This window comes from Yersinia sp. 1652 StPb PI, assembly GCF_041538345.1.
GTDB lineage: Bacteria > Pseudomonadota > Gammaproteobacteria > Enterobacterales > Enterobacteriaceae > Yersinia > Yersinia enterocolitica_E.
The window spans coordinates 532,600-557,091 of record NZ_JAULSM010000001.1; the positions used below are offsets into that span (position 1 = coordinate 532,600).

Consider the following 24,492-nt stretch of genomic DNA (forward strand, 5'->3'; position numbering starts at 1 on the left):
AGAAACTATGTTTGAACCTATGGAACTAACCAATGACGCGGTGATTAAAGTCATCGGCGTCGGTGGTGGCGGTGGTAATGCCGTCGAACACATGGTGCGCGAGCGCATCGAAGGTGTTGAATTCTTCGCCGTTAATACAGACGCTCAGGCGCTACGTAAGACGGCTGTTGGCCAAACCATCCAAATTGGTAGCGGTATTACCAAAGGGTTGGGTGCTGGCGCGAACCCAGAAGTGGGTCGTAATTCAGCCGAAGAAGACCGTGAAGCTCTGCGTGCAGCTCTTGAAGGCGCGGACATGGTCTTTATCGCCGCAGGTATGGGCGGTGGTACCGGTACTGGTGCTGCTCCTGTTGTTGCCGAAGTGGCAAAAGAACTGGGTATTCTGACAGTCGCCGTGGTTACCAAGCCTTTCAACTTCGAAGGCAAGAAACGCATGGCATTTGCTGAGCAGGGTATTGCTGAGTTGTCCAAGCATGTGGACTCACTGATCACTATCCCGAATGACAAATTATTGAAAGTTCTGGGGCGTGGCATCTCTTTACTGGATGCATTCGGTGCAGCGAACGACGTATTAAAAGGTGCTGTTCAGGGGATCGCCGAATTGATTACCCGCCCAGGCCTGATGAACGTTGACTTTGCCGACGTGCGCACCGTGATGTCCGAAATGGGTTATGCCATGATGGGCTCTGGTGTGGCTTGTGGTGAAGATCGTGCAGAAGAAGCAGCAGAAATGGCTATCTCCAGCCCGTTGCTGGAAGATATCGACCTGTCTGGTGCCCGTGGTGTATTGGTTAACATCACTGCTGGTTTCGATTTACGTTTGGATGAGTTCGAAACTGTGGGTAATACTATCCGTGCATTCGCGTCCGACAATGCCACCGTTGTTATCGGTACATCGTTAGACCCGGAAATGAACGACGAACTGCGCGTAACTGTTGTTGCGACCGGTATCGGCATGGATAAACGCCCAGAAATTACGCTGGTTACCAACAAGCAGACTCAGCCTGTTATGGACCATCGTTACCAGCAGCATGGCATGTCACCTTTACCTCAGGAAGTTAAACCTGCGGCTAAAGTGGTCAATGACCCTACTGCTCAAACCAATAAAGAGCCCGATTATTTGGATATCCCGGCATTTTTGCGTAAGCAAGCCGATTAATTTTCGAATATTTGGAATCTCCGCTCTTTGTGCTAAACTGTCCCACCGATCTTGTTATAAGCTTGGTCGGTAGGATGGATAACATTGCGAGATAAAACGATGATCAAACAAAGGACTTTAAAACGTATTGTTCAGGCGACTGGCGTCGGTTTGCACACCGGTAAGAAAGTCACGCTGACAATGCGACCCGCGCCGGCTAATACCGGGGTCATCTATCGTCGCACTGACTTGAATCCACCGGTTGATTTTCCGGCAGATGCAAAATCCGTGCGTGATACCATGCTCTGTACTTGCCTGGTCAATGAGCATGACGTGCGTATTTCTACTGTTGAGCATCTCAACGCTGCTTTGGCAGGGTTAGGGATTGATAACATTATTATTGAAGTTAACGCTCCCGAAGTGCCGATTATGGACGGTAGTGCCAGTCCATTCGTGTACTTGCTGCTGGATGCCGGTATCGAAGAGTTAAACTCTGCGAAGAAATTCCTGCGTCTGAAAGAGACTGTGCGGGTTGAAGACGGTGATAAATGGGCTGAATTGTCTCCATTCAATGGATTCCGTTTAGATTTTACCATTGATTTTAATCACCCGGCGATTGACTCAAGTACTCAGCGTTACCGTCTGGATTTCTCGGCCGATTCATTCGTCCGTCAAATCAGTCGTGCGCGTACTTTTGGTTTCATGCGTGATATCGAATATTTACAGTCCCGTGGTTTGTGCCTGGGCGGTAGTTTCGATTGTGCCATTGTGGTAGATGATTACCGCGTGCTTAACGAAGATGGCTTACGCTTTGAAGATGAGTTTGTTCGTCACAAAATGCTGGACGCGATTGGCGACCTGTTTATGTGTGGCCACAATATTATTGGCGCATTTACTGCGTTCAAATCTGGTCACGCCTTAAATAACAAGTTGTTGCAAGCTGTTTTAGCGAAGCAAGAAGCTTGGGAATTTGTGACGTTCCAAGATGAAGCCGAAATGCCACTGGCATTTAAAGCTCCGTCTACAGTATTAGCTTACTAAGTACTTTTGTACCCAAACTCATTGGCATTACAGCCAGCTAACATCGCTGTAAGTTCAAGTGTGAAGGGAAAAGCTACTTATCACTTTTGGTTGCGTTGGCACTCTCTCCGGCCAACGCAGCCAATCGTTCCAATATTATCCTAAGTTTTTCAGGGCTACGGCTCGCTAATCCTCTTAATTCCTTAGCACTTTCCAGACTTAAATGACGTAATGGCGGCGATTTTTCAGGATCTTGCGCCGATTTTGCCACATCTTGCGTAATGTTATGGCCCTTGGCCATTAACGACGGATTAATCCTGATGTCGATTGAAGACAATGATGGTAGAATTTGTGCTCGTAGTGCAGAGAGCAGAGCGGGTTGTTCATAACGTAAGCGCATTAACCAGCTAGCGTTCGCAGTCTCTAGCACTAAAACACTCTGTCGATAGTTAGCGACACGGCACCACGGCTGCATTTGTGAAGGGAGCAATCCTTTTACCGCACGGTTAAGTTTTAACAGTGCAGTAGCGCGTTGTTGTACGTTATGTAGCGGTCCGTTTTCTGCTGCAATGGCATCATCGAACAGAACATCTAATAATTGTGGGCGGTTTTCACGCATTGACAAGGCTCCGGCGGATTTTAAACTTGTGATCGGTATTCTAAATCGTTGGCGACAATTTGGTAGACGTTATTTCTGGCCGCATCTCTTGTTAGGGATGGTAGCGGCGAGTCTTGGCGTGCCATCAAACCTGTCTGGCGTTCCAGATCAAACTGCAATACCGAATACATCATCAAGCCAAAGCCGTCAGAATTACGGTGTGACAAACTTTAACAGTTTGGCATTGTTGCATGATATGCATCGCCGTCCTTCATTCAGCGTAGACTACTGGCAACAGCATGCACTGCGCACGGTTATTCGTCACCTCTCATTTGCGTTGGCACCTCAGGTCGCTTATGCGCGGGTGCAAGAAGTTACAGCAGTCGAGCAAGCTGAGCCATCACAAATTCAGCAGCTTGCACTGTTGGATACCCTCAATGCGCTACTGACACATGAGTTTAAGCCACCGGCTATCATTCGTTACACCGAGCAAGTTAAGCGGCCTATTCTTTCGTTACACAAACCCGGACTCTGGCTTGCACAAGTGCAAGGCATTCGTGCCGGGCCTACTATCCTTATACCTTAAATAATTCGAGTTGCAGGAAGGCGGCAAGCGAAAGACAAATTGGTTGTAAACCATTTTGAACAGCGCTTGCGCTGGCCCGTAGGGTGAGCCTCTGATGAGGTTCATAATCTCGATGAGCTTACATAAGTAAGTGATTCGGGTGATTGAATGTAGCCAACGCACATGCAGCTTGAAGTATGACGGGTATAAGCTAATTATTCTCTTGGTTTACCTCAATTTTATACAACCTTTGGCCGCCGGTTTGGTGGTCTTGTAAGAGATATTAAGAATCATGCTAATCAAATTATTAACCAAAGTCTTTGGCAGCCGTAACGATCGTACTCTGCGCCGTATGCGCAAAGTAGTTGATCAAATCAGCCGTATGGAACCAGAAATTGAAAAACTGACCGATGCTGAGTTGCGTGCCAAAACAGATGAATTCCGCGAGCGTCTGGCAAAAGGCGCGGTGCTGGAAACCTTGATCCCTGAAGCTTTTGCGGTTGTTCGTGAATCAAGTAAACGCGTGTTTGGTATGCGTCACTTCGACGTGCAGTTGCTCGGCGGTATGGTATTGAATGAGCGTTGCATCGCAGAAATGCGTACCGGTGAAGGTAAAACGCTGACTGCAACGCTGCCAGCTTACCTGAATGCGTTGAGTGGCCGTGGTGTTCACGTGGTTACCGTCAATGACTATTTGGCTCAACGTGACGCCGAAAATAACCGCCCATTGTTCGAGTTCCTCGGTCTGAGCGTCGGTATCAACTTGCCGAATATGACAGCACCAGCCAAGCGTGCCGCTTATGCTGCTGACATCACTTATGGTACTAACAACGAATACGGTTTTGACTATCTGCGCGATAATATGGCTTTCAGCCCGGAAGAGCGTGTGCAGCGTAAATTGCACTATGCGCTGGTGGATGAGGTTGACTCCATCTTGATCGATGAGGCCCGTACCCCGCTGATTATCTCTGGTCCGGCGGAAGACAGTTCCGAGATGTATATTCGAGTTAACAAACTGATTCCAAAACTGATTCGTCAGGAAAAAGAAGACTCGGACACCTTCCAGGGTGAAGGCCACTTCTCGGTCGATGAAAAATCACGTCAGGTTCACTTAACTGAACGTGGCCTGATTCTGATTGAACAAATGTTAGTGGAAGCGGGCATCATGGAAGAAGGCGAGTCGCTGTACTCTCCAACCAACATTATGCTGATGCACCACGTCACGGCCGCGCTGCGCGCCCATGTGCTGTTTGCCCGTGATGTTGACTACATTGTGAAAGATGGTGAAGTTATCATCGTCGACGAACACACCGGCCGTACCATGCAAGGGCGCCGTTGGTCAGATGGCTTGCATCAGGCTGTTGAAGCAAAAGAAGGCGTGGAAATCCAGAACGAAAACCAAACACTGGCTTCCATTACCTTCCAGAACTATTTCCGTCTTTATGAAAAACTGGCCGGGATGACCGGTACGGCGGATACCGAAGCGTTTGAATTTAGCTCAATCTACAAGCTCGATACCATTGTTGTACCCACTAACCGCCCAATGATTCGTAAGGATTTAGCTGATTTGGTCTATATGACTGAACAGGAAAAAATTGGTGCGATTATCGAAGATATCCGTGAGCGTACTGCAAACGGTCAGCCAGTATTGGTTGGTACTATCTCGATTGAGAAATCTGAAGTGGTATCTGCCGAATTGACCAAAGCTGGCATTGAGCACAAAGTTCTGAACGCCAAGTTCCATGCCATGGAAGCAGAGATAGTCTCTCAGGCGGGTCAACCAGGCGCGGTAACTATCGCTACCAACATGGCTGGTCGTGGTACCGATATCGTGTTGGGGGGGAGCTGGCAGAGTGAGATTGCTTTGCTGGAAGATCCGACTGAAGATCAAATTGCCGCCATTAAGGCTGCCTGGCAGATTCGCCATGATGCCGTGCTGGCATCTGGTGGTTTACATATTATTGGTACCGAGCGTCATGAGTCACGCCGTATTGATAACCAGTTACGTGGTCGTGCGGGCCGTCAGGGTGATGCCGGTTCTTCACGCTTCTACTTATCAATGGAAGATGCCTTGATGCGTATTTTTGCCTCTGACCGTGTGTCTGGCATGATGCGTAAATTGGGTATGAAACCGGGCGAAGCCATTGAACATCCATGGGTGACGAAGGCCATTGCTAACGCACAGCGTAAAGTTGAAAGTCGTAACTTCGATATTCGTAAGCAACTGCTTGAATATGATGATGTGGCCAGTGACCAGCGTCGTGCCATCTACAGCCAGCGTAATGAACTGCTGGACGTATCTGATGTTAGCGAAACCATTAACAGCATCCGTGAAGATGTATTCAAAACAGTTATCGACAGCTACATTCCTACCCAGTCACTGGAAGAAATGTGGGATATTGAAGGCCTAGAACAGCGCCTGAAAAATGATTTCGACTTGGATATGCCAATTGCACAATGGTTGCAAGATGAGCCACAGTTGCATGAAGAAACATTACGTGAACGCATTCTTCAGCAAGCGATTGAGGTATATCACCGCAAAGAAGAAGTTGTTGGCATCGATATGATGCGTAACTTCGAAAAAGGCGTGATGCTACAAACGCTCGACTCCTTGTGGAAAGAACACTTGGCTGCAATGGATTATCTGCGTCAGGGGATCCATCTACGTGGTTATGCGCAAAAAGATCCTAAACAGGAATATAAGCGTGAATCTTTCGCCATGTTCGCTGCCATGTTGGAATCACTAAAATATGAAGTGATCAGCGTGCTGAGCAAAGTACAAGTGCGGATGCCAGAAGAGGTAGAAGCGCTGGAAGTACAACGTCGTGAAGAAGCCGAGCGTTTGGCGAAACAGCAGCAACTAAGCCATCAGTCTGACAACAGTGCCTTGATGTCAAAGGATGAAGTCAATGTAGCCGCTAGCCTTGAGCGTAAAGTGGGTCGTAATGATCCGTGCCCATGTGGTTCAGGCAAAAAATACAAACAGTGTCACGGCAGCCTACAGTAATACTTTAGGCCATTGGTAATACTGAAAATGAGGGCGGCTTAAAAACCGCCCTTTATTTTGTCGTTCTTTTTAGGACAGATACCAAGAGGCCATATAACTTACTGTTTATGCTCTGATCAGGAGAAAGAGAATTGAAACATTTACAGATAGCGGTAGGGATTATCCGCAACCCCCAGCAGGAGATTTTTATTACTCAGCGCGCTGCTGATTCTCATATGGCGGGTTTTTGGGAGTTTCCCGGTGGCAAGGTTGAGCAGGGTGAAACAGCGGAGCTTGCTTTAAAACGTGAGTTGTCAGAAGAAGTAGGGATCGTGGTACAAGAGGCTGTTCTACTCAACGTCTTGGAGCATACTTTTACCGACCGTATCGTGACATTAAGTTTCTATATGGTTGAAGCGTGGGATGGTGAACCCTTTGGCCGCGAAGGGCAACCCATTCGCTGGGTAAGGCAATCCGAATTGGTTGCCGAGGAGTTTCCGCCAGCGAATGCCGCAATCATTGCATTACTCACCCGATAACTCCATGTTGCGCTTAATAAAATTGTAATTAATATAATGGGAAGGGAGCAAAATAGGGTTGCTCCCCAATGATATGCACATCAATGAGTTGGGGGTTCTTCCTCACTCCATTCATCACTGTCAGATAACTCGCCATGGCTTGAAATACGCTTTTCTTCGTCAGCCCACTCGCCTAGGTCGATCAGTTGACAGCGTTTGCAGCAGAAAGGGCGATATGGGCTTTGCTCTCCCCAGATAACGATTTTCCCACAGGTAGGGCAGTTAACTTCGATTTCTTCTAAGTCCATATTCTCTCCTTAAAAACCAACTGATTGATTGCCACATCAGCAGCAGGCTAATTCAAACGATAAACGGGCCGGAACAGTACCATTTTCACTGTCGAGCGGTAAAAAGCGAATAGCATACCGTGTTTTATGACCAGAAATTTGTGGGTATAGTTGTGGGTCTAATGGCAAGCGCAGCCGGAGTAGATCAGCACCTTCGGCATTATCTTGAAAGAAACCATTCAAGCTGATTTGTGCCCGTAACGGACCCGACTGACGAATTAAATCTAAAATGATGGTCAGAGACTGATTGAGTGGCGCTAAGCTTACCAGCAATTTATCAATATGTTGGTCACGCTGCTCCTGTGGCTGATGTAGCCAGGTATGTAACGTGGGTAAATCAAAGCTACAGTAGCCACCGGGAATGCTAAGGCGCTGGCGAACGACAGCGATTAAGCGGTCATCTTTTAATGATTGCCCGATACGTGGTGCGGACATTAATACTGTGGCATGGTTTTTTAGTTTACTGCGCAAGGAGTCCACTCGCGACATATCCACACCGGGTATATCGGCCCATTGCTGTAACTTCTGTTGTTGGCGCTCAAGCTCTTTGAGCAAATCAGTGCGGACTTCGCCGCGATCCAAAACTTCAATCAAATCGCATGCGGCGCGGAAAAACGTTAATGCAGTGGCAATATTATCTAACGAACGTTGGCTTTCTAATTGTTGTAATAAAAATTCTATTCTCAGCCAGGTACGCATTTTTTCATTCAGCGGATGTTCAAAAAGTATTGTTGAGGTGAGGTCACTCATTGGTGTAGATCCTGTTGGGCCGCGGCTGCCAATATTAAATACTGTTGGTGTAATGAAGCAACTTGCGAGGCGATAATGGATGGATCGCCGCTATTGTCAATAATATCATCGGCACAGGCTAGCCGTTGTTGCCGCGAAACCTGTGACGCTAAAATATGTTCTGCCTGTTGGCGGGTAATACCATCTCTTGCCATCGTGCGCGTGAGTTGTATTTCAGGCGCTACATCTACCACTAACACACGATTAGCACGGTGCTGTAAACCATTTTCAAGCAACAAAGGAACAATCCAAAGTGCATATGGTTTATCAATATTCGCTAATTGGTGCTCAGTTTCTTGCTGAATAAGTGGATGCAACAGTGAATTTAACCATGCTTTTTCCTGTGGTTCACTGAAAATTTTTGCGCGTAATGCACTCCGGTTTAATGAACCATCTGCTTGCAAAATAGTGTCGCCATAGCGGGATGCGATAGCCGCTAATGCTGGCATACCCAGTTCAACAACCTGGCGAGCGATAATGTCAGCATCAACAAGGGGCACCCCAAAATCGGCGAATGCATCTGCTACGGTACTTTTGCCGCTGCCAATCCCGCCGGTGAGAGCCACAATATAGGTCATTACCTAGCCTTGTATACTGTTTATGAGTGGCAGAATTGTATCTGAAAGCGGGCGGGAAGGGATAGTAAGGTATGCATTCTGTTTGAGCTAGATGGAAAAATAAGTGAAGTGAGCGCGCAGATAAAAGAGTGGTTGCTATTCTCCAAGTAATTTGTGGGATTATAGCGTAAATAAAGGTGGATTCGCAGTCTTGCCGTAGAATTATTCATGCGTATGATAGCTTCACTGGGATGGCGTGATTTACGCCCGATCACTTTTTGCGATCTATCGCCACTAACCAGGAAATAATAAGCCATGCGCATTGAAGAAGGTTTGAAATTAGGTTTTAAAGATGTGTTAATCCGCCCTAAACGTTCCACACTGAAAAGCCGCTCTGAAGTAGAGCTCGAGCGCCAGTTTACCTTCAAACATTCAGGTTGGAATTGGTCTGGTGTACCTATCATCGCTGCTAATATGGATACTGTTGGCACCTTCCGCATGGCTGAAGTTTTGGCATCATTTGATGTGCTTACCGCAGTTCATAAGCACTACACGGTTGAACAATGGGCTGAATTTGTAAAACGGGTTCCTGAATCTGTATTGCGTCATGTCATGGTGTCGACAGGGACTTCCTCTGCCGATTTCGACAAAATGAAGCAAATTCTGGCATTATCACCGGCACTGAAATTCATCTGTATCGATGTAGCTAATGGCTACTCTGAGCATTTTGTTTCCTTCCTGCAAAAAGCTCGCGAAGCCTGCCCGGACAAAGTGATTTGTGCTGGCAATGTGGTGACTGGTGAGATGGTAGAAGAGCTTATCCTTTCTGGTGCAGATATTGTTAAAGTGGGTATTGGTCCAGGTTCTGTTTGTACCACGCGAGTTAAGACCGGTGTTGGTTATCCACAGCTATCTGCTGTGATCGAGTGTGCCGATGCTGCCCACGGTTTGGGGGGACAGATTGTCAGTGATGGCGGCTGCTCTGCACCGGGCGATGTGGCTAAAGCTTTCGGTGGTGGTGCTGATTTCGTGATGCTGGGTGGCATGCTAGCAGGACACGATGAGTGTGAAGGCCGCGTGGTGGAAGAAAATGGCGAGAAATTCATGCTGTTCTACGGTATGAGTTCAGAGTCTGCTATGAAACGCCACGTAGGCGGAGTCGCTGAATACCGCGCCGCAGAAGGTAAAACAGTTAAACTGCCATTACGCGGTTCCGTTGATAACACAGTGCGCGACATTATGGGTGGCTTGCGTTCTGCTTGTACCTACGTGGGTGCTTCGCATTTAAAAGAACTGACCAAGCGCACCACCTTTATCCGAGTTGCAGAGCAAGAAAACCGTGTATTTGGCAGTAACTGATTACTGATGGAAACAGGGCGTTATTTAACGCCCTGTTTCGACCCCCCCTTTCCCCACGATACTTCGCCCTTAACACCCGTATTACCCAATAACATCCCCTAGTTGAAATATCGGTAAATACATTGCGATCACTAGAACCCCGACGATGCTGCCAATAATCAACATCAACAGTGGTTCCAACATTTGTGTGAGATTATCGGCTAAATCCTGTGTTTTTTGCCGATGCCAACCTGCTAGTTTTTCTAATAACACATCCAACGCGCCAGACTCTTCACCCACCCGAACCATTTGTTGGCATAGCGGCGGGAATAGATGATGTTGTGCAAGAGCGATATGCAGAGGCTCACCTTGGTTGATCTGTTGTTGAATATGTTTTAGTGCTTGCTGATAGGTACAGTTATTGATGGAAAGTAGTGCGGCATCCAATCCGGCAGTTAGCGGTAATCCGGCATGTTGAGTGATAGCTAATGTTTGAAAAATTTGGCTAAGGCAACTTCCTCGGATTAATGTGGAGATGAGTGGGAGACGTAATAACAGTGTTTGCTCCCATTGTTGCACGTGCACCTGACGCCGCCGCGCATAAAGGTATCCCATACATATTGATGTTAATAACACCGCAATATACGGCCCGTAAGTAGTAATAAATACTGAAATCAGCAGCAGCGTGGCAGTCAGTGTGGGTAATGGTGTATCAAATGATTGATAGATTTGTGCAAATTCAGGCAGCACCATGACCAGCATAACGAGGCTAACAACCATCGCGATAACGCAGACAAATATTGGATATTTGAGTGCCTTAATCACTTTCTTTTGTAATTTTTGCTGCCGTTCCTGGTGCTGTACTAACTGAATACAGCACTGTTCAAGGTTACCCGTCAGCTCCCCCATTGCAATCACTGGGGGGTATAATCGGGGGAACGTGTGTGGGTAACTCGCCATCGCTTCAGATAGTGATTGGCCCTGTGAAACCAGTTGGCTTATGTCCTGCAATAAGCAGCGCCACGGTAATGCATCTATCTCTTTCGCTAGCAGTTGCAGGCTATTAACCAAAGGCAGCCCGGCTTGCAGTAGCGTCGCCAATTGGCGAGTAACAGCCACCAGGTGCTCACCTTGCCAATAACTGATTGATAATCGCTTACCACCCTTAACGTTTAATGGTTGTAACCCTTGGCGGAACATTTGTTCATAAACAATATTTCGCTCTGTTGCCAATTGTGCTCCAGTCTGTAACTGTCCTGTAGTATCAATGGCTTTCCAGTAAAATAAACGTTGATAACTCACAGGATTGCCTCGAATTCTTTCAGAGTTCCCACAACACGATTAATTTCACTAAGCGTAGTAACACCGCTTTCAACTAATGCTAAACCAGCAGAAAGTAATGTTACTTGTTCTTGCTCTTGTGCAATCTGAGTGAGCTTTGCCGGGCTGACATTGTTGAGCAAAGCTTGCTGGATTGGCGGGGTGACACTTAACATTTCGTAAATACCTGTGCGACCATAATAGCCTGCGCAACAGTGTTCACAGCCCACGGCGAGATAATGTTGCAATGGACTCGCCCAAACACCTGCCGGAGCCTGAAAAAGAGTGGGAGATGCCTGGCGACAGTGCAGGCAGAGCCTGCGAACCAGTCGTTGGGCGATAACTAACGTCAGGCTCGATGCAATTAAGTGACGTTCTATTCCCATTTGTGTCAGGCGTATTAGGGTTTCAGATGTTGAGTTGGTATGCAGTGTTGAAAGTACCAGATGCCCCGTTAATGCTGCCTTAACCGCTATCTCGGCAGTTTCATTATCGCGAATCTCGCCGAGCATAATCACATCAGGATCCTGGCGTAGCATCGCGCGTAATACGCAAGAAAAATCCAATCCAATCCTATTGTTAGTCTGAGTCTGATTTATGCCATCAACCTGGATCTCTATAGGATCTTCAACACTACAGATGTTTCTTTGCGGTTGATTGAGTTGGTCTAAACTGCAATAGAGCGTCACAGTTTTTCCACTTCCGGTAGGCCCAGTCACCAGAACTAAACCTTGCGGAGCAGATAATGCGCGCGTGAGTTGTTGGTGGGCCATGGTTGTCAGACCCAGACTGGCCAGTGTTGGTTGTTGATGAATATTCAGTATACGCAGCACCACTTTTTCACCGAACTGTACGGGGAGGGTGGCTATTCTTATGGAGTAGCGGGTGCCATTTAACACTAAAGCTAGCTGGCCATCCTGCGGTAACCGTTTTTCCGCGATATTCAATTTAGCCATAACTTTTAGGCAACTGCTGATACGGCTGGCTAATTCAGTTGTTGGAGGTGGGGATTCGTGTAATACACCATCAATTCTTAAACGAATACGATAATGATGCTGATAAGGTTCAAAATGGATATCTGAGGAACGTTTCTGAATCGCCAATCTGAGTGTTTGCGTTATAAATTGAATAACGGGAATATCACTTTCATTATCCAGCAACGTCTCATCTAAATCCTGTTGTGGCAGAGAAGCTGAGCCTCCTCCTCCTCCTTGTCGTTTTCTCTCTTGTCGCGATACGCCTTGGCTATTTTCGGTAGATTCTACTTCTAGGTTTAGGTGCTCTTTTGCTGATGGTTCAAGGTTTAATAACTGTTCAATCTTAGCCTCAGGCCAGTATTCTACGGTAATTTTACGACCACAGGTAAAACGCAGGGCAGTTAATAATTCGTCATTCACTGGTTTGGATGACGCTATAGCGAGGTTTTTGCCATCGAGTTTTAAGGCTATTGCCCTATAACGACGACAGAGTTTGTGTAATTCAGCGCTGATTCGCTCGGGTTGGTGTGCCATGAATTCAGTCATTGGATTAGGCCTTATCATTGAAACGGAACACGGTCTTACAGCTATCAGCAAGGTTGTTATCTACGGTGGTACATGTTCTGGTCCAGACAATATTTCCACTACTACTAAGTGTGGGGGTCATCGAGAGACTCAGGTCAGCAAGGGTATGTTGACCCGTAAGTGTAATCACACCTTTATCAATGGTTGTTGCACTGACATAACGCGATGGTTGCCCAGTCGGTACGCCGTTATTGCCCGCATTACAGCTATCGAACTTGGCATGCTCCAGAGCACAAAGTTCTACCGCCATTTTGTAGGGCACGATGGCTTGTAACATATCGGTGAGGGCTGCTTTTTGGATATAGCGCTGATAGGAAGGAATCCCAATACCGCTAAGTACAGCAATGATGGCGATGGCAACCATTAATTCAATTAAGGTAAAACCCTGTTGCTTATTCATTTGTCACTCTCCTTGTGTGTGTGAAAACAAGGCAAGGGTGCAACTTTTTAATTGATGGCAACAGGGGCATTACATTGATTTGCGAAGCAGGCTGTCGAATATTTAGGTTGTTACAGTGAAATCACAGATAACTTCGGCGATGCTCGCAAAAACAGAATTAGAGTCTGCTAATGGCTATCATCGGCCGAAGATAATTTGGTAGGTTTATTTAAATCGCATGGACAGGTCTAAAGCTGTCACGTGTTTTGTTAGTGCACCGACTGAGATGAAATCAATACCGGTTTCGGCATAGCTTCGCAGTGTTTCTAGCGTAACGTTGCCAGAAACTTCCAGTTGAGCACTCTCTTGGGTCTTGGCCAACTCATTACGCATGTGCACAGCATCACGCATCATTGGGATGGTAAAATTATCCAACATAATGATATCGGCGCCAGCGGTTAATGCTTGTTGCAATTCATCAAGGGATTCAACTTCAACTTCGACGGGAACATCGGAATGAATCCAAAATGCTTTAGCAACCGCTTCTTTGATAGAACCAGCAGCAATAATGTGATTTTCCTTGATAAGGAAAGCATCAGATAAGCCGAGTCGATGATTATTACCGCCACCGCAGAGGACGGCATATTTTAAGGCGGTACGCAGCCCTGGCAAGGTTTTCCTGGTATCGAGTAATTGCGTATGCAACCCAGAGAGCTCCGCCACATAACGGCTGACCTCGGTAGCGACACCGGATAAGGTTTGCAAGAAATTAAGTGCGGTGCGTTCACCGGTAAGTAGGATACGGGCAGGGCCAGTCAGATGGCAAAGTGTCTGATTAGCTATCAACTTGTCTCCATCGTTGACTAACCATTCAACTGTCACTTGGGCGCCAAGTTGAATAAACACTTCATTTAGCCAGCGCTGACCACAAAATATACCAGCTTCGCGCGTAATAATCGTGGCATTAGCCTGTTTATCTGCTGGGAGTAATTGTGCGGTAAGGTCGCGATCTGCATTAACCTCACCACCCAGGTCTTCGCTCAAAGCTTGGGCAACAGTGAAAGGGATATCACATTGAATTCGTTCCAATAGCTCGGCACGGCGGCTGTCGGCATTATAGCTGCGGGTCGGCATATAAAACTCCGAAATGGCGGATAGATAATAGTTCAAACATGCTACTCTGTTGCTGGCTGAAGTGCCATAAAAGAGCCAGTTGAAGTGTACTATTAGGGGGCTTAGATAAACAATGCAGTTAGAAAATGGCTGGATTTTAGGGGTTAAACGGGTCGTTTCTCCCCATTTTGATCAACGGCCAGAATGCGAGGTACCTTCGCTGCTGGTAATTCATAATATCAGTTTGCCCCCTGGTGAATTTGGTGGCCCCTATATCGATCAGCTTTTCACTGGCACACTAAATGCCGATGAACATCCTTATTTTGCTGATATTGTTCACTTGCGAGTTTCAGCCCACTGTCTGATTCGTCGTGATGGTGAAATTATTCAATATGTTCCGTTTGATCAACGCGCTTGGCATGCTGGAGTCTCAAGCTTTGGCGGGCGTGAGCGGTGTAACGATTTTTCTATTGGGATCGAGCTGGAAGGAACGGATATGTTACCGTTTACGCCCGCACAATATCGGAGTTTGAATGAGATAAGTGTGCTGTTATTTGCTCATTATCCGATAACTGTTGATCGGGTGACGGGCCATAGTGACATTGCGCCACAACGTAAAACCGACCCTGGCCCCGCTTTTGATTGGGCTTTGTATCAGCAGAGTTTGGTGAAGTTAACATCGCCATCGTGATGCTGGTCAGTCTTCACCACAGGTTTGTTGTCGAGCAGCTCAGCTGCTTGTTGCCTGGTTTTATAGTGTGGTTTATACATGCCGGGAGGCATATGCCCTGTTTCCAGGGCTGGTTAAGTGCAAAGGGAGAATAAGAGCTAATGACACTGTTTACGCTGTTGCTGGTGCTAGCATGGGAGCGCTTGTTTAAACTCGGCGAACATTGGCAGTTAGACCACCGCCTTGAAGTCGTATTCACGCGTTTACACCGTTTTTCGTTGGCGCAAACTATTTTGCTGACTGCCGTGTGGATGGCCTTGGTATGGCTGATTTTGCAGTTAGTGCAGAATATCTTGTTTGGTTTCCCCCTGTTGTTGATTTGGATTCTGATTTGCCTGCTATGCATTGGTGCCGGGGGGATTCGTAAACACTATCGAGCCTACCTTAAAGCTGCGCGCCAAAATGATGCCCATGCCACCGATAAAATGGCAGAAGAGTTAGCATTAATCCATGGTTTACCCATGGATAGCGGAGAGAAAGCTCGCTTACAATCCCTACAAAATGCCTTGTTGTGGATAAACTTCCGTTACTATTTAGCGCCTATCTTCTGGTTTGTTGTGTGTGTTAACTATGGTCCCGTGGCGCTAGCAGGTTATGCGATGTTACGCGGATACCAAACCTGGTTAGCCCGACACCATACGCCTTTACAGCGTTCTCAATCTGGTATTGATCGTCTGTTACATTGGCTGGACTGGATACCTGTGCGGTTGGTGGGCGCGGCATATGCCTTGTTGGGGCACGGCGAAAGAGCATTACCAGCTTGGTTTGCCTCATTAGGTGATTTCAGAACTCAGCAGTATCAGGTTCTGACCCAATTAGCGCAGTACTCTTTGGCTCGTGAGCCTCATTTAGACCCAGTACAGACGCCAAGGTCTGCGGTCTCGTTAGCACGAAAAGTGACACTAACGGTGATTGTAGTCGTGGCTTTACTGACCATTTATGGTGCACTAGTTTAGTTTTCTGATTTATGGCACTGGCCGGAGAGTTTGTGCCCGGCCAGTGCGGTCTTAACGAAATATGATTAATTAGCCCGCATACCTCACCCCCATCTCATATCTGATCTTTTCCTTCACTAATTAGTTCTATATTCATGGATATTCTCTCCGTTATGGATCAAAAACAGTCATTGAAGATGGATTATTGCTGTTCAATCGGGGAGATATCAGAAGTTAATGGTTATAGAGATGGACAAATGTACCATCGCCATCAAAGTCTGAACCAGACGGCAAAAAAGAGACGTGACAAATTCAATACATAAGTAATATCAAACTGTTCATTATCTGGTTTGTACTGTTGGGGGGAGCAGCACTATAGGATCAGTGGGTTATGGAAGATGGCGGGTCAGTCGAACACGGTTTTGTTAAACAATAAAATAAACGGGTCAGCGCTGTAGCTGACCCGTTAGCTATGATGTCGTCAGATTCTCGAGAGAAATCTGCTATGTTCTGCTATCAGGATTTGGCGCGTTGGTTACGATTTTTTAGGATGTAACCAATAGCTAGTAGCAATACCCAAGCTGGAATTAATAGCACAGAAATCTGGATACCCGGTGTCAGATACATAATGACCAAAATGCCGGTGAGGAACAGCAAGCACAGGTAGTTGCTGAACGGATACCAGAAGGCTTTGAACTGTGGGATCACGCCTTGGCGGTTTTTAGCGGCACGGAATTTAAGGTGCGCAAGGCTAATCATCGCCCAGTTGATCACCAGCGCCGATACTACCAGTGCCATCAGTAATTCGAAGGCTCGGCCTGGGATCAGATAGTTAATCAGCACGCAGAAAGCGGTGGCAAATGCAGAGACGGCGATAGCAATAACAGGTACCCCGCGACCATCGACTTTTAGCAGCATTTTCGGGCCGTTGCCTTGTTTGGCTAAACCAAACAACATGCGGCTGTTACAGTAAACACAACTGTTATAGACCGACAATGCTGCTGTCAGTACCACGATATTCAATACAGTTGCGACCACATTGCTGTTCAGTGCATGGAAGATCAGTACAAATGGACTACCGCCTTCGACCACTTTTCCCCACGGGTAGAGTGATAATAAGATTGCCAGAGAACCAATATAGAACAGCAAGATACGGTAGATAACCTGATTGGTTGCTTTGGGGATGCTTTGGGCTGGGTTTTCGGCTTCTGCAGCGGTAATCCCGACTAACTCAAGGCCACCGAAGGAGAACATGATCACCGCCATTGCCATAACCAAGCCCATGACACCGTTAGGGAAGAAGCCGCCTTGTGCCCACAAGTTAGTCACAGTGGCTTCCGGGCCGCCTTGCCCGCTAAGTAGTAACCATCCACCGAACAGAATCATTGCAATGATAGCGACCACTTTAATGATGGCGAACCAAAACTCCATTTCACCATACACTTTGACATTCGCCAGGTTGATGGCATTGATAGCTAAGAAGAATACTGCCGCTGACACCCATGTTGGGATCTCCGGCCACCAATATTGTACATAGATACCTACGGCGGTCAGTTCGGCCATCGCCACTAACACATACAGTACCCAGTAGTTCCAACCGGAAGCGAAACCGGCAAAGTTCCCCCAATATTTGTAAGCAAAGTGGCTAAAAGAACCCGCGACTGGTTCTTCGACTACCATTTCTCCTAACTGGCGCATAATCAGAAACGCGATAAAGCCGCCGATTGCATACCCCAGTAGCACTGAAGGCCCCGCCATTTGAATGGTTTGCGCGATACCAAGGAATAATCCGGTACCAATTGCGCCACCTAAGGCAATAAGCTGTATGTGGCGGTTTTTAAGCCCCCGCTTTAGCTCTGCACCTTCCTGTTGAACACTCATTGTTGCATCCTCTGTCGTTGTCACTTTTAGCGGGCAAACCCGTCATCTTTCAAACTGCAAATATATTGGCTGTACTCGTTACTCAGCCCATCCTTGGAATAATCTGTTACCGCCTTCCCGCAACTTGAAATCTATTGGGTATAAATAGGTGCCGTTTGCTATGCGTAAGGTTTTGATTACATTATTTGTATTATTTTGTTTACGGTGGCTTTTATGGGAATTTTCTCTTTAGGCTACCGTTTAAAAGAGAATAGTGGTAGGCGAGAATTATTGCATCTGCTTTTTATTTTAATCGGTGAAGTTTTAGCCAAAACAGCAAGAAAAATGTTGATGCGTGATCAAGCTGTTGTTTTGAGGAAAAGCAGGAATGTGCTTTTTTGGGTTGAAAAGCCACCAGTAAGCCATTTTTATAATGGTCATACCAGTTTTAAGGCGAGAGACCGAGGGATACAGACTTTTCTTGTTTTAGTTTGAATATAAATTCAAATTTATAGAATTTATATTCACAAATAAAATCACTTTAACGCTTCAGCTTGCCTAATTACCCGTTTCATAAAAGTTAAAACCCGAGGCTGCCAGGTAATGGTATTACCACTGCTACGTTATCACTTTGCATTGCTTTATCAGTGAAGTTGTTAAAATGTGCTGGGTTTCATGATTTTGGTCAAGGTCCGTATGGACAGCTAGTGAATACTTTGTTACTTTATCGTCACGTTTTTGAAATTGGTATTACCAATTGACTCCGCGCTACTCGCAGAGACGATTCACTCAATACGGCTTACAGCGCGACTTACAACAAATTATGGCCTACAACAAAATACGTCAGCCCAAATTATCAGATGTCATCGAGCAGCAGCTCGAATACCTGATCTTGGAAGGGACGCTGCGTCCGGGGGAGAAATTACTGCCTGAACGCGAGTTGGCGAAGCAATTTGATGTTTCCCGGCCTTCTTTGCGAGAAGCAATTCAGCGCTTAGAAGCTAAGGGACTGCTGTTGCGTCGTCAGGGGGGCGGGACTTTCGTGCAAACCAATCTGTGGCAAAGCTTTAGCGATCCGCTAGCAGAGCTACTGGCTGACCATCCAGAATCACAATTCGATCTGTTAGAAACCCGTCATGCCCTCGAAGGTGTTGCTGCCTATTATGCAGCATTGCGCGGCACTGATGAAGATCTGCAACGTATCCGTGAATGCCATACTGTTATTCAGCAAGCGCAGGATAACGGCGATTTAGATGCTGAGGCAGATGCCGTTATGCAGTATCAAGTGGCTGTCACAGAGGCTGCGCATAATGTGGTTTTGCTGCATTTACTGCGTTGCATGGGGCCGATGCTGGAACAAAACGTAAGACAGAACTTTGAATTGCTTTACTCGCGCCGCGAAATGCTGGCAACGGTGAGCAGTCACCGCGCCGGGATTTTTGAGGCGATTGTGGCACGCGAGCCAGAGAAAGCCCGCGAAGCTTCACACCGTCACTTGGCGTTTATCGAGGAAATTCTGTTGGATCTTAGTCGGGAGCACAGTCGCCGTGAGCGATCTTTGCGTCGGCTCCAACAGCGCAAGGACTAGAAACGAATCATTCAGGTTGCGCCTCTGCAAGACCTCAATAACTCGTTTTGTACCCTTTGTACTTGAAGCTACAGGGTTGTTAGCTGCGTGAACTCACCCGAATCACTGACTTGGGTCAGCTTATCGAGATTCGTTCTCTGGCAGCGGCACGGTAACTTCAATTTCATTGGGTAGTTATTCTCATTTGAGAATTATTAGCGGCAACTATACCCAAAATAATTCGAGTTGTAGGTAGGCGGCAAGGGAATGACAAATCGGTCGTAGGCCGATTTGAACAGCATTTATGCTAGCCCGTAGGGTGAGTCTCAAAGAGACTCATTAATCCCCAGGAGCTTACTTGAGTAAGTGACTGGGGTGAGAGAGTACAGCCAACGCCTCTACAGCTTGAAGTATGACGGGGACAAACTGATGGGCCTATCTTCCGGTGTTTTCACCAGGGCACGTGCTTTAGCCTGGGGTTAAAGCACAGGAAGATAGGCTCCAAATAAACCATTAGAAACAGATAAGGAATACCACCATGTCAGAACGTTTAAATAATGACGTGGATCCGATCGAAACCCGCGACTGGCTACAGGCGATCGAATCGGTCATCCGTGAAGAGGGTGTTGAGCGTGCTCAGTATCTGATTGATCAGGTTTTGGGCGAAGCCCGTAAAGGTGGTGTGAGCGTTGCGGCAGGTTCTGCCAACCGTGATTACATCAACACCATCGCGGTAGAAGACGAACCCGCTTACCCTGGCAACCTGGAGCTTGAGCGTCGTATTCGCAGCGCTATCCGTTGGAATGCTGTGATGACCGTGTTGCGTGCGTCGAAGAAAGATCTGGATTTGGGCGGCCACATGGCATCCTTCCAGTCTTCCGCTACCTTCTACGAGGTTTGCTTCAACCACTTCTTCCGTGCTCGTAACCAAAAAGACGGCGGCGATCTGGTTTACTTCCAGGGCCACATTTCTCCAGGTGTTTACGCGCGTGCTTTCCTTGAAGGCCGCCTGACTCAAGAGCAAATGGATAACTTCCGTCAGGAAGTCGATGGTAAGGGTCTGTCTTCTTACCCGCATCCGAAACTGATGCCTGAATTCTGGCAGTTCCCAACGGTATCGATGGGCCTTGGCCCAATCAGTGCAATCTATCAGGCCAAGTTCCTGAAATACCTCCATCACCGTGGTCTGAAAGACACTGCAGCACAGACCGTGTACGCCTTCTTGGGCGACGGCGAGATGGATGAGCCAGAATCCAAAGGTGCGATCACCATCGCGACCCGTGAAAAACTGGATAACCTGGTCTTCGTTATCAACTGTAACTTGCAGCGCCTGGATGGCCCGGTTACCGGTAACGGCAAGATTATCAATGAGCTGGATGGCATCTTCAATGGTGCTGGCTGGCAGGTTCTGAAAGTGATTTGGGGTAGTCGTTGGGATGAGCTGCTGCGTAAAGATACCAGCGGTAAACTGATCCAACTGATGAACGAAACCCTGGATGGCGACTACCAGACCTTTAAATCCAAAGACGGCGCCTATGTCCGCGAACACTTCTTTGGCCGTTTCCCAGAAACTGCTGCATTAGTGAAAGACATGAGCGACGACGAGATCTGGTCTCTGAACCGTGGTGGTCATGATCCGAAGAAAGTCTTTGCCGCACTGAAGAAAGCACAAGAAACCACCGGTAAACCAACTGTTATCCTGGCCCACACCATTAAAGGTTACGGCATGGGCGAAACAGCAGAAGGCAAAAATATTGCTCACCAGGTGAAGAAAATGAACATGGAAGGGGTTCACCACTTCCGCGATCGTTTCAATGTGCCAGTTGCCGATGCTGATATCGAAAAACTGCCTTACATCACCTTCGAGAAAGATTCCGAAGAGCACAAATATCTGCATGAACGTCGTCAGGCGCTGGAAGGCTATGTGCCAACCCGCATGCCTAAGTTCACCGAGAAGCTGGAAATCCCTGCGTTGTCAGATTTCAGCTCCTTGCTGGAAGAGCAGAACAAAGAGATCTCTACCACTATCGCCTTCGTGCGTGTGCTGAACGTGATGCTGAAGAACAAGTCTATCAAAGACAGAATTGTTCCAATCATTGCTGACGAAGCGCGTACTTTTGGTATGGAAGGTCTGTTCCGTCAGATTGGTATTTACAGCCCGAATGGTCAGCAGTACACCCCGCAAGACCGTGAGCAGGTTGCTTACTACAAAGAAGACGAAAAAGGCCAGATCCTGCAAGAAGGGATCAACGAACTGGGTGCTGCCTCTTCATGGCTGGCTGCTGCGACCTCATACAGCACCAATGATCTGCCAATGATCCCGTTCTACATCTACTACTCCATGTTCGGTTTCCAACGTATCGGTGACCTGTGCTGGGCTGCGGGTGACCAACAGGCGCGTGGCTTCCTGATCGGTGGTACTTCAGGTCGTACTACTCTGAATGGCGAAGGTCTGCAACATGAAGATGGTCATAGCCACATTCAGTCACTGACTATCCCGAACTGTATCTCTTACGATCCGGCCTATGCTTATGAAGTTGCTGTCATCATGCATGACGGTCTGGAGCGTATGTACGGTGAAGCGCAGGAAAACGTCTATTACTACCTGACCACGCTGAACGAAAACTACCACATGCCAGCAATGCCACAGGGCGCAGAAGAAGGTATCCGTAAAGGTATCTACAAACTGGAAACTGTTGCAGGTAGCAAAGGCAAAGTGCAGTTGATGAGTTCAGGTGCAATCCTGCGTCACGTTCGCGAAGCGGCTCAGATTCTGGCTAACGACTACGGTGTTGGTTCTGATGTGTACAGCGTAACATCCTTCACTGAACTGGCCCGTGATGGTCAGGATTGTGAGCGTTGGAACATGCTGCACCCAACAGAAACGCCACGTGTTCCTTATGTGGCTCAAGTCATGAACGACGCGCCAGCGGTTGCTTCTACTGACTACATGAAGTTGTTCGCTGAACAAATTCGTAACTTCATTCCTGCCAGCGAGTTCCGCGTGTTGGGTACAGATGGTTTCGGCCGCTCTGACAGCCGTGAGAACCTGCGTCACCACTTCGAAGTTGATGCTTCTTACGTTGTGGTTGCAGCTCTGGGTGAATTGGCTAAACGCGGTGACATCGACGCCAGCGTAGTTGCACAAGCAATTACCAAGTTTGGTATCGACGCCGATAAAGTTAACCCGCGTCTGGCATAAGAGGTAAAGAACAAATGGCTATTGAAATTAACGTACCAGACATCGGTGCAGATGAAGTGGAAGTCACCGAAATTATGGTGAAAGTAGGCGATACCGTTGAAGCGGAACAGTCGCTTATCACCGTTGAAGGTGATAAAGCTTCCATGGAAGTCCCATCACCGCAGGCGGGCGTAGTTAAAGAAATCAAAATTGCAGTTGGCGATACTGTCGCGACCGGCAAACTGATGATGATCTTCGAAGCAACAGGTGCCGCTGCGGCGCCTGCAGCAGCCGAAGAAAAGCCAGCAGCCCCTGCTCAGGCAGCGGCGCCAGCGGCATCTGCGGTAAAAAATGTTGAAGTGCCAGATATCGGCAGCGACGAAGTTGAAGTGACTGAAATACTAGTGAAAGTGGGCGATACTGTTGCCGCTGAACAATCTCTGATCACAGTAGAGGGCGATAAAGCCTCTATGGAAGTGCCAGCGCCATTCGCCGGTACCGTTAAAGAGATCAAAATCAGCACTGGCGATAAAGTCAGCACCGGTTCTCCTATCATGATATTTGAAGTGGCAGGTGCTGCGGCACCCGCCGCGGCAACTGAGTCAGCTCCGGCCGCAGCGGCTGCTGCACCGGCCGCCTCAGCAGCAAAAAATGTCGAAGTGCCAGACATCGGTGGCGATGAAGTTGAAGTCACAGAAGTGATGGTTAAAGTGGGTGATAAAGTTGCCGCTGAACAATCACTGATCACCGTTGAAGGCGATAAAGCCTCAATGGAAGTGCCAGCACCATTTGCCGGTACCGTTAAAGAGATCAAAATCAGCACTGGCGACAAAGTTAAAACCGGCTCGCTTATCATGGTGTTCGAAGTGGAAGGCGCAGCCCCTGCTGTTGCACCTGCCCAGCCAGCGGCTCCTGCTAAAGCGGCCACCGCTCCTGGCGCGAAAGCTGAGAGCAAAGGCGAGTTTGCTGAGAATGACGCTTACGTGCATGCCACGCCGGTTATCCGTCGTTTAGCGCGTGAATTTGGCGTAAACCTGGCGAAAGTGAAAGGTACCGGTCGTAAAGGTCGTATCCTGCGCGAAGACGTTCAGGCCTACGTGAAAGATGCGGTCAAACGTGCTGAAACAGCCCCTGCTGCCACTGGCGGCGGTCTGCCAGGTATGTTGCCTTGGCCGAAAGTTGATTTCAGCAAGTTCGGTGAGATTGAAGAAGTTGAATTAGGCCGTATCCAGAAAATCTCTGGTGCGAACCTGAGCCGTAACTGGGTCACTATCCCTCATGTGACCCAATTCGATGAAGCGGATATCACTGAAGTTGAAGTGTTCCGTAAGCAACAGAACATCGAAGCTGAGAAGAAAAAACAAGATCTGAAAATCACCCCGCTGGTGTTCCTGATGAAGGCGGCTGCTAAGGCGTTGGAAGAGTTCCCACGTTTCAACAGCTCGATTTCTGAAGATGGTCAGAAACTGACATTGAAGAAATACATCAATATCGGTGTGGCGGTTGATACCCCTAACGGTCTGGTTGTTCCAGTATTCCGTGATGTGAACAAAAAAGGTATTGTCGAGTTGTCTCGCGAGCTGGCTGTTATTTCCAAGAAAGCGCGTGATGGCAAATTGACTGCATCTGACATGCAAGGCGGTTGTTTCACTATCTCCAGCCTGGGCGGCATCGGCGGGACGGCGTTTACGCCAATCGTCAATGCGCCAGAAGTGGCTATCTTGGGTGTGTCTAAATCATCCATGAAGCCAGTCTGGAATGGTAAAGAGTTTGCGCCACGTCTGATGCTGCCTCTGTCTCTGTCCTTCGACCACCGTGTGATCGATGGCGCAGCAGGTGCTCGCTTCGCAGCCTATATCGCGACCATTATGGCTGATATTCGCCGTTTGGTGATGTAATCGCCAAGGCCGGCTTCGTGCCGGCCTTGTTTTTATATAGATTAGGGTTGTTGAGACACTCGTCACTCGATGTTGCTTTTCAGATTATTAA

Annotated in this window: 21 protein-coding genes; 12 read left to right on the forward strand and 9 right to left on the reverse strand. The window is 47.7% G+C overall.

All coding sequences use genetic code 11. The features are described from left to right. The first annotated feature begins 7 nt into the window (after positions 1–7). Together ftsZ and lpxC are read left to right on the forward strand one after the other, a co-directional pair. The gene (gene ftsZ, locus Q2T71_RS02410) at positions 8–1,159 is read left to right on the forward strand and encodes a cell division protein FtsZ (RefSeq protein WP_004389003.1); all 1,152 of its coding nucleotides are present in this window, start codon (positions 8–10) and stop codon (positions 1,157–1,159) included. Positions 1,160–1,258: 99 nt separating this feature from the next. Next, positions 1,259–2,179, forward strand: a complete 921-nt coding sequence (lpxC, locus tag Q2T71_RS02415; protein WP_005181431.1) for a UDP-3-O-acyl-N-acetylglucosamine deacetylase — start codon at positions 1,259–1,261, stop codon at positions 2,177–2,179. Positions 2,180–2,252: 73 nt separating this feature from the next. Here lpxC and Q2T71_RS02420 read toward each other — a convergent pair whose 3' ends face one another. Then, positions 2,253–2,777 (reverse strand): DUF721 domain-containing protein, encoded by a 525-nt coding sequence (locus Q2T71_RS02420; RefSeq protein ID WP_193784725.1) that lies wholly within the window; start codon positions 2,775–2,777, stop codon positions 2,253–2,255. A gap of 28 nt (positions 2,778–2,805) precedes the next feature. Between Q2T71_RS02420 and secM the strand changes: the two genes are divergently transcribed. The 3 genes from secM (at position 2,806) to mutT (ending at position 6,846) form a co-directional block, all read left to right on the forward strand. After that, positions 2,806–3,342, forward strand: a complete 537-nt coding sequence (secM, locus tag Q2T71_RS02425) for a secA translation cis-regulator SecM (RefSeq protein ID WP_372558008.1) — start codon at positions 2,806–2,808, stop codon at positions 3,340–3,342. A gap of 271 nt (positions 3,343–3,613) precedes the next feature. Next, positions 3,614–6,328, forward strand: a complete 2,715-nt coding sequence (secA, locus tag Q2T71_RS02430) for a preprotein translocase subunit SecA (RefSeq protein ID WP_372558009.1) — start codon at positions 3,614–3,616, stop codon at positions 6,326–6,328. A 131-nt stretch (positions 6,329–6,459) separates the two neighbouring features. Then, complete coding sequence (gene mutT, locus Q2T71_RS02435) at positions 6,460–6,846, forward strand: 8-oxo-dGTP diphosphatase MutT (protein ID WP_372558010.1); 387 nt, start codon at positions 6,460–6,462, stop codon at positions 6,844–6,846. Between the two features lie 80 nt (positions 6,847–6,926). On the opposite strand, the gene yacG is transcribed toward mutT, so the two are convergent. Genes yacG through coaE form a run of 3 tightly spaced genes read right to left on the reverse strand, consistent with a single transcriptional unit; the run spans position 6,927 to position 8,539 of the window. Further along, positions 6,927–7,133 carry a DNA gyrase inhibitor YacG gene (gene yacG / locus Q2T71_RS02440; RefSeq protein ID WP_050086102.1) on the reverse strand — a complete coding sequence of 69 codons (207 nt, stop codon included), beginning with the start codon at positions 7,131–7,133 and terminating at the stop codon, positions 6,927–6,929. A 36-nt stretch (positions 7,134–7,169) separates the two neighbouring features. Continuing rightward, the gene (gene zapD, locus Q2T71_RS02445) at positions 7,170–7,922 is read right to left on the reverse strand and encodes a cell division protein ZapD (RefSeq protein ID WP_372558011.1); all 753 of its coding nucleotides are present in this window, start codon (positions 7,920–7,922) and stop codon (positions 7,170–7,172) included. Further along, complete coding sequence (gene coaE, locus Q2T71_RS02450; RefSeq protein WP_372558012.1) at positions 7,919–8,539, reverse strand: dephospho-CoA kinase; 621 nt, start codon at positions 8,537–8,539, stop codon at positions 7,919–7,921. The genes zapD and coaE overlap by 4 nt, the downstream gene beginning before the upstream one ends. 294 nt (positions 8,540–8,833) lie before the next feature. Between coaE and Q2T71_RS02455 the strand changes: the two genes are divergently transcribed. Then, the gene (locus tag Q2T71_RS02455) at positions 8,834–9,877 is read left to right on the forward strand and encodes a GMP reductase (RefSeq protein WP_083160502.1); all 1,044 of its coding nucleotides are present in this window, start codon (positions 8,834–8,836) and stop codon (positions 9,875–9,877) included. Positions 9,878–9,958: 81 nt separating this feature from the next. Here Q2T71_RS02455 and hofC read toward each other — a convergent pair whose 3' ends face one another. The 4 genes from hofC to nadC all read right to left on the reverse strand — a co-directional run bounded on the left by hofC (position 9,959) and on the right by nadC (position 14,251). After that, entirely contained in the window at positions 9,959–11,158 is a 1,200-nt protein-coding gene (gene hofC / locus Q2T71_RS02460; protein WP_372558013.1) for a protein transport protein HofC, read from the reverse strand. Further along, positions 11,155–12,699 (reverse strand): type II secretion system protein GspE, encoded by a 1,545-nt coding sequence (gene gspE, locus Q2T71_RS02465; protein ID WP_372558014.1) that lies wholly within the window; start codon positions 12,697–12,699, stop codon positions 11,155–11,157. The genes hofC and gspE overlap by 4 nt, the downstream gene beginning before the upstream one ends. Before the next feature lie 4 nt (positions 12,700–12,703). Then, the gene (ppdD, locus tag Q2T71_RS02470; protein WP_372558015.1) at positions 12,704–13,138 is read right to left on the reverse strand and encodes a prepilin peptidase-dependent pilin; all 435 of its coding nucleotides are present in this window, start codon (positions 13,136–13,138) and stop codon (positions 12,704–12,706) included. A 204-nt stretch (positions 13,139–13,342) separates the two neighbouring features. Continuing rightward, the gene (gene nadC, locus Q2T71_RS02475) at positions 13,343–14,251 is read right to left on the reverse strand and encodes a carboxylating nicotinate-nucleotide diphosphorylase (protein ID WP_083160496.1); all 909 of its coding nucleotides are present in this window, start codon (positions 14,249–14,251) and stop codon (positions 13,343–13,345) included. Between the two features lie 112 nt (positions 14,252–14,363). Here nadC and ampD point away from each other — a divergent pair, with 112 nt between their 5' ends. Then, complete coding sequence (gene ampD, locus Q2T71_RS02480; protein WP_372558016.1) at positions 14,364–14,921, forward strand: 1,6-anhydro-N-acetylmuramyl-L-alanine amidase AmpD; 558 nt, start codon at positions 14,364–14,366, stop codon at positions 14,919–14,921. 140 nt (positions 14,922–15,061) lie between these two features. After that, complete coding sequence (gene ampE, locus Q2T71_RS02485) at positions 15,062–15,916, forward strand: beta-lactamase regulator AmpE (RefSeq protein ID WP_372558017.1); 855 nt, start codon at positions 15,062–15,064, stop codon at positions 15,914–15,916. A gap of 495 nt (positions 15,917–16,411) precedes the next feature. Here ampE and Q2T71_RS02490 read toward each other — a convergent pair whose 3' ends face one another. Then, on the reverse strand, positions 16,412–17,776 hold the full coding sequence (locus Q2T71_RS02490; RefSeq protein ID WP_083160490.1) for an amino acid permease: 1,365 nt from the start codon (positions 17,774–17,776) through the stop codon (positions 16,412–16,414). Between the two features lie 213 nt (positions 17,777–17,989). On the opposite strand from Q2T71_RS02490, the gene Q2T71_RS02495 reads away from it, so the two are divergent. The 4 genes from Q2T71_RS02495 to aceF all read left to right on the forward strand — a co-directional run bounded on the left by Q2T71_RS02495 (position 17,990) and on the right by aceF (position 24,401). After that, on the forward strand, positions 17,990–18,250 hold the full coding sequence (locus Q2T71_RS02495; RefSeq protein WP_372558018.1) for a hypothetical protein: 261 nt from the start codon (positions 17,990–17,992) through the stop codon (positions 18,248–18,250). 328 nt (positions 18,251–18,578) lie between these two features. Beyond that, positions 18,579–19,343 carry a pyruvate dehydrogenase complex transcriptional repressor PdhR gene (pdhR, locus tag Q2T71_RS02500; RefSeq protein ID WP_049613280.1) on the forward strand — a complete coding sequence of 255 codons (765 nt, stop codon included), beginning with the start codon at positions 18,579–18,581 and terminating at the stop codon, positions 19,341–19,343. A gap of 517 nt (positions 19,344–19,860) precedes the next feature. After that, positions 19,861–22,524 carry a pyruvate dehydrogenase (acetyl-transferring), homodimeric type gene (aceE, locus tag Q2T71_RS02505; RefSeq protein ID WP_372558019.1) on the forward strand — a complete coding sequence of 888 codons (2,664 nt, stop codon included), beginning with the start codon at positions 19,861–19,863 and terminating at the stop codon, positions 22,522–22,524. A gap of 14 nt (positions 22,525–22,538) precedes the next feature. Next, positions 22,539–24,401, forward strand: a complete 1,863-nt coding sequence (aceF, locus tag Q2T71_RS02510) for a pyruvate dehydrogenase complex dihydrolipoyllysine-residue acetyltransferase (RefSeq protein ID WP_372558020.1) — start codon at positions 22,539–22,541, stop codon at positions 24,399–24,401. Positions 24,402–24,492 lie beyond the last annotated feature (91 nt).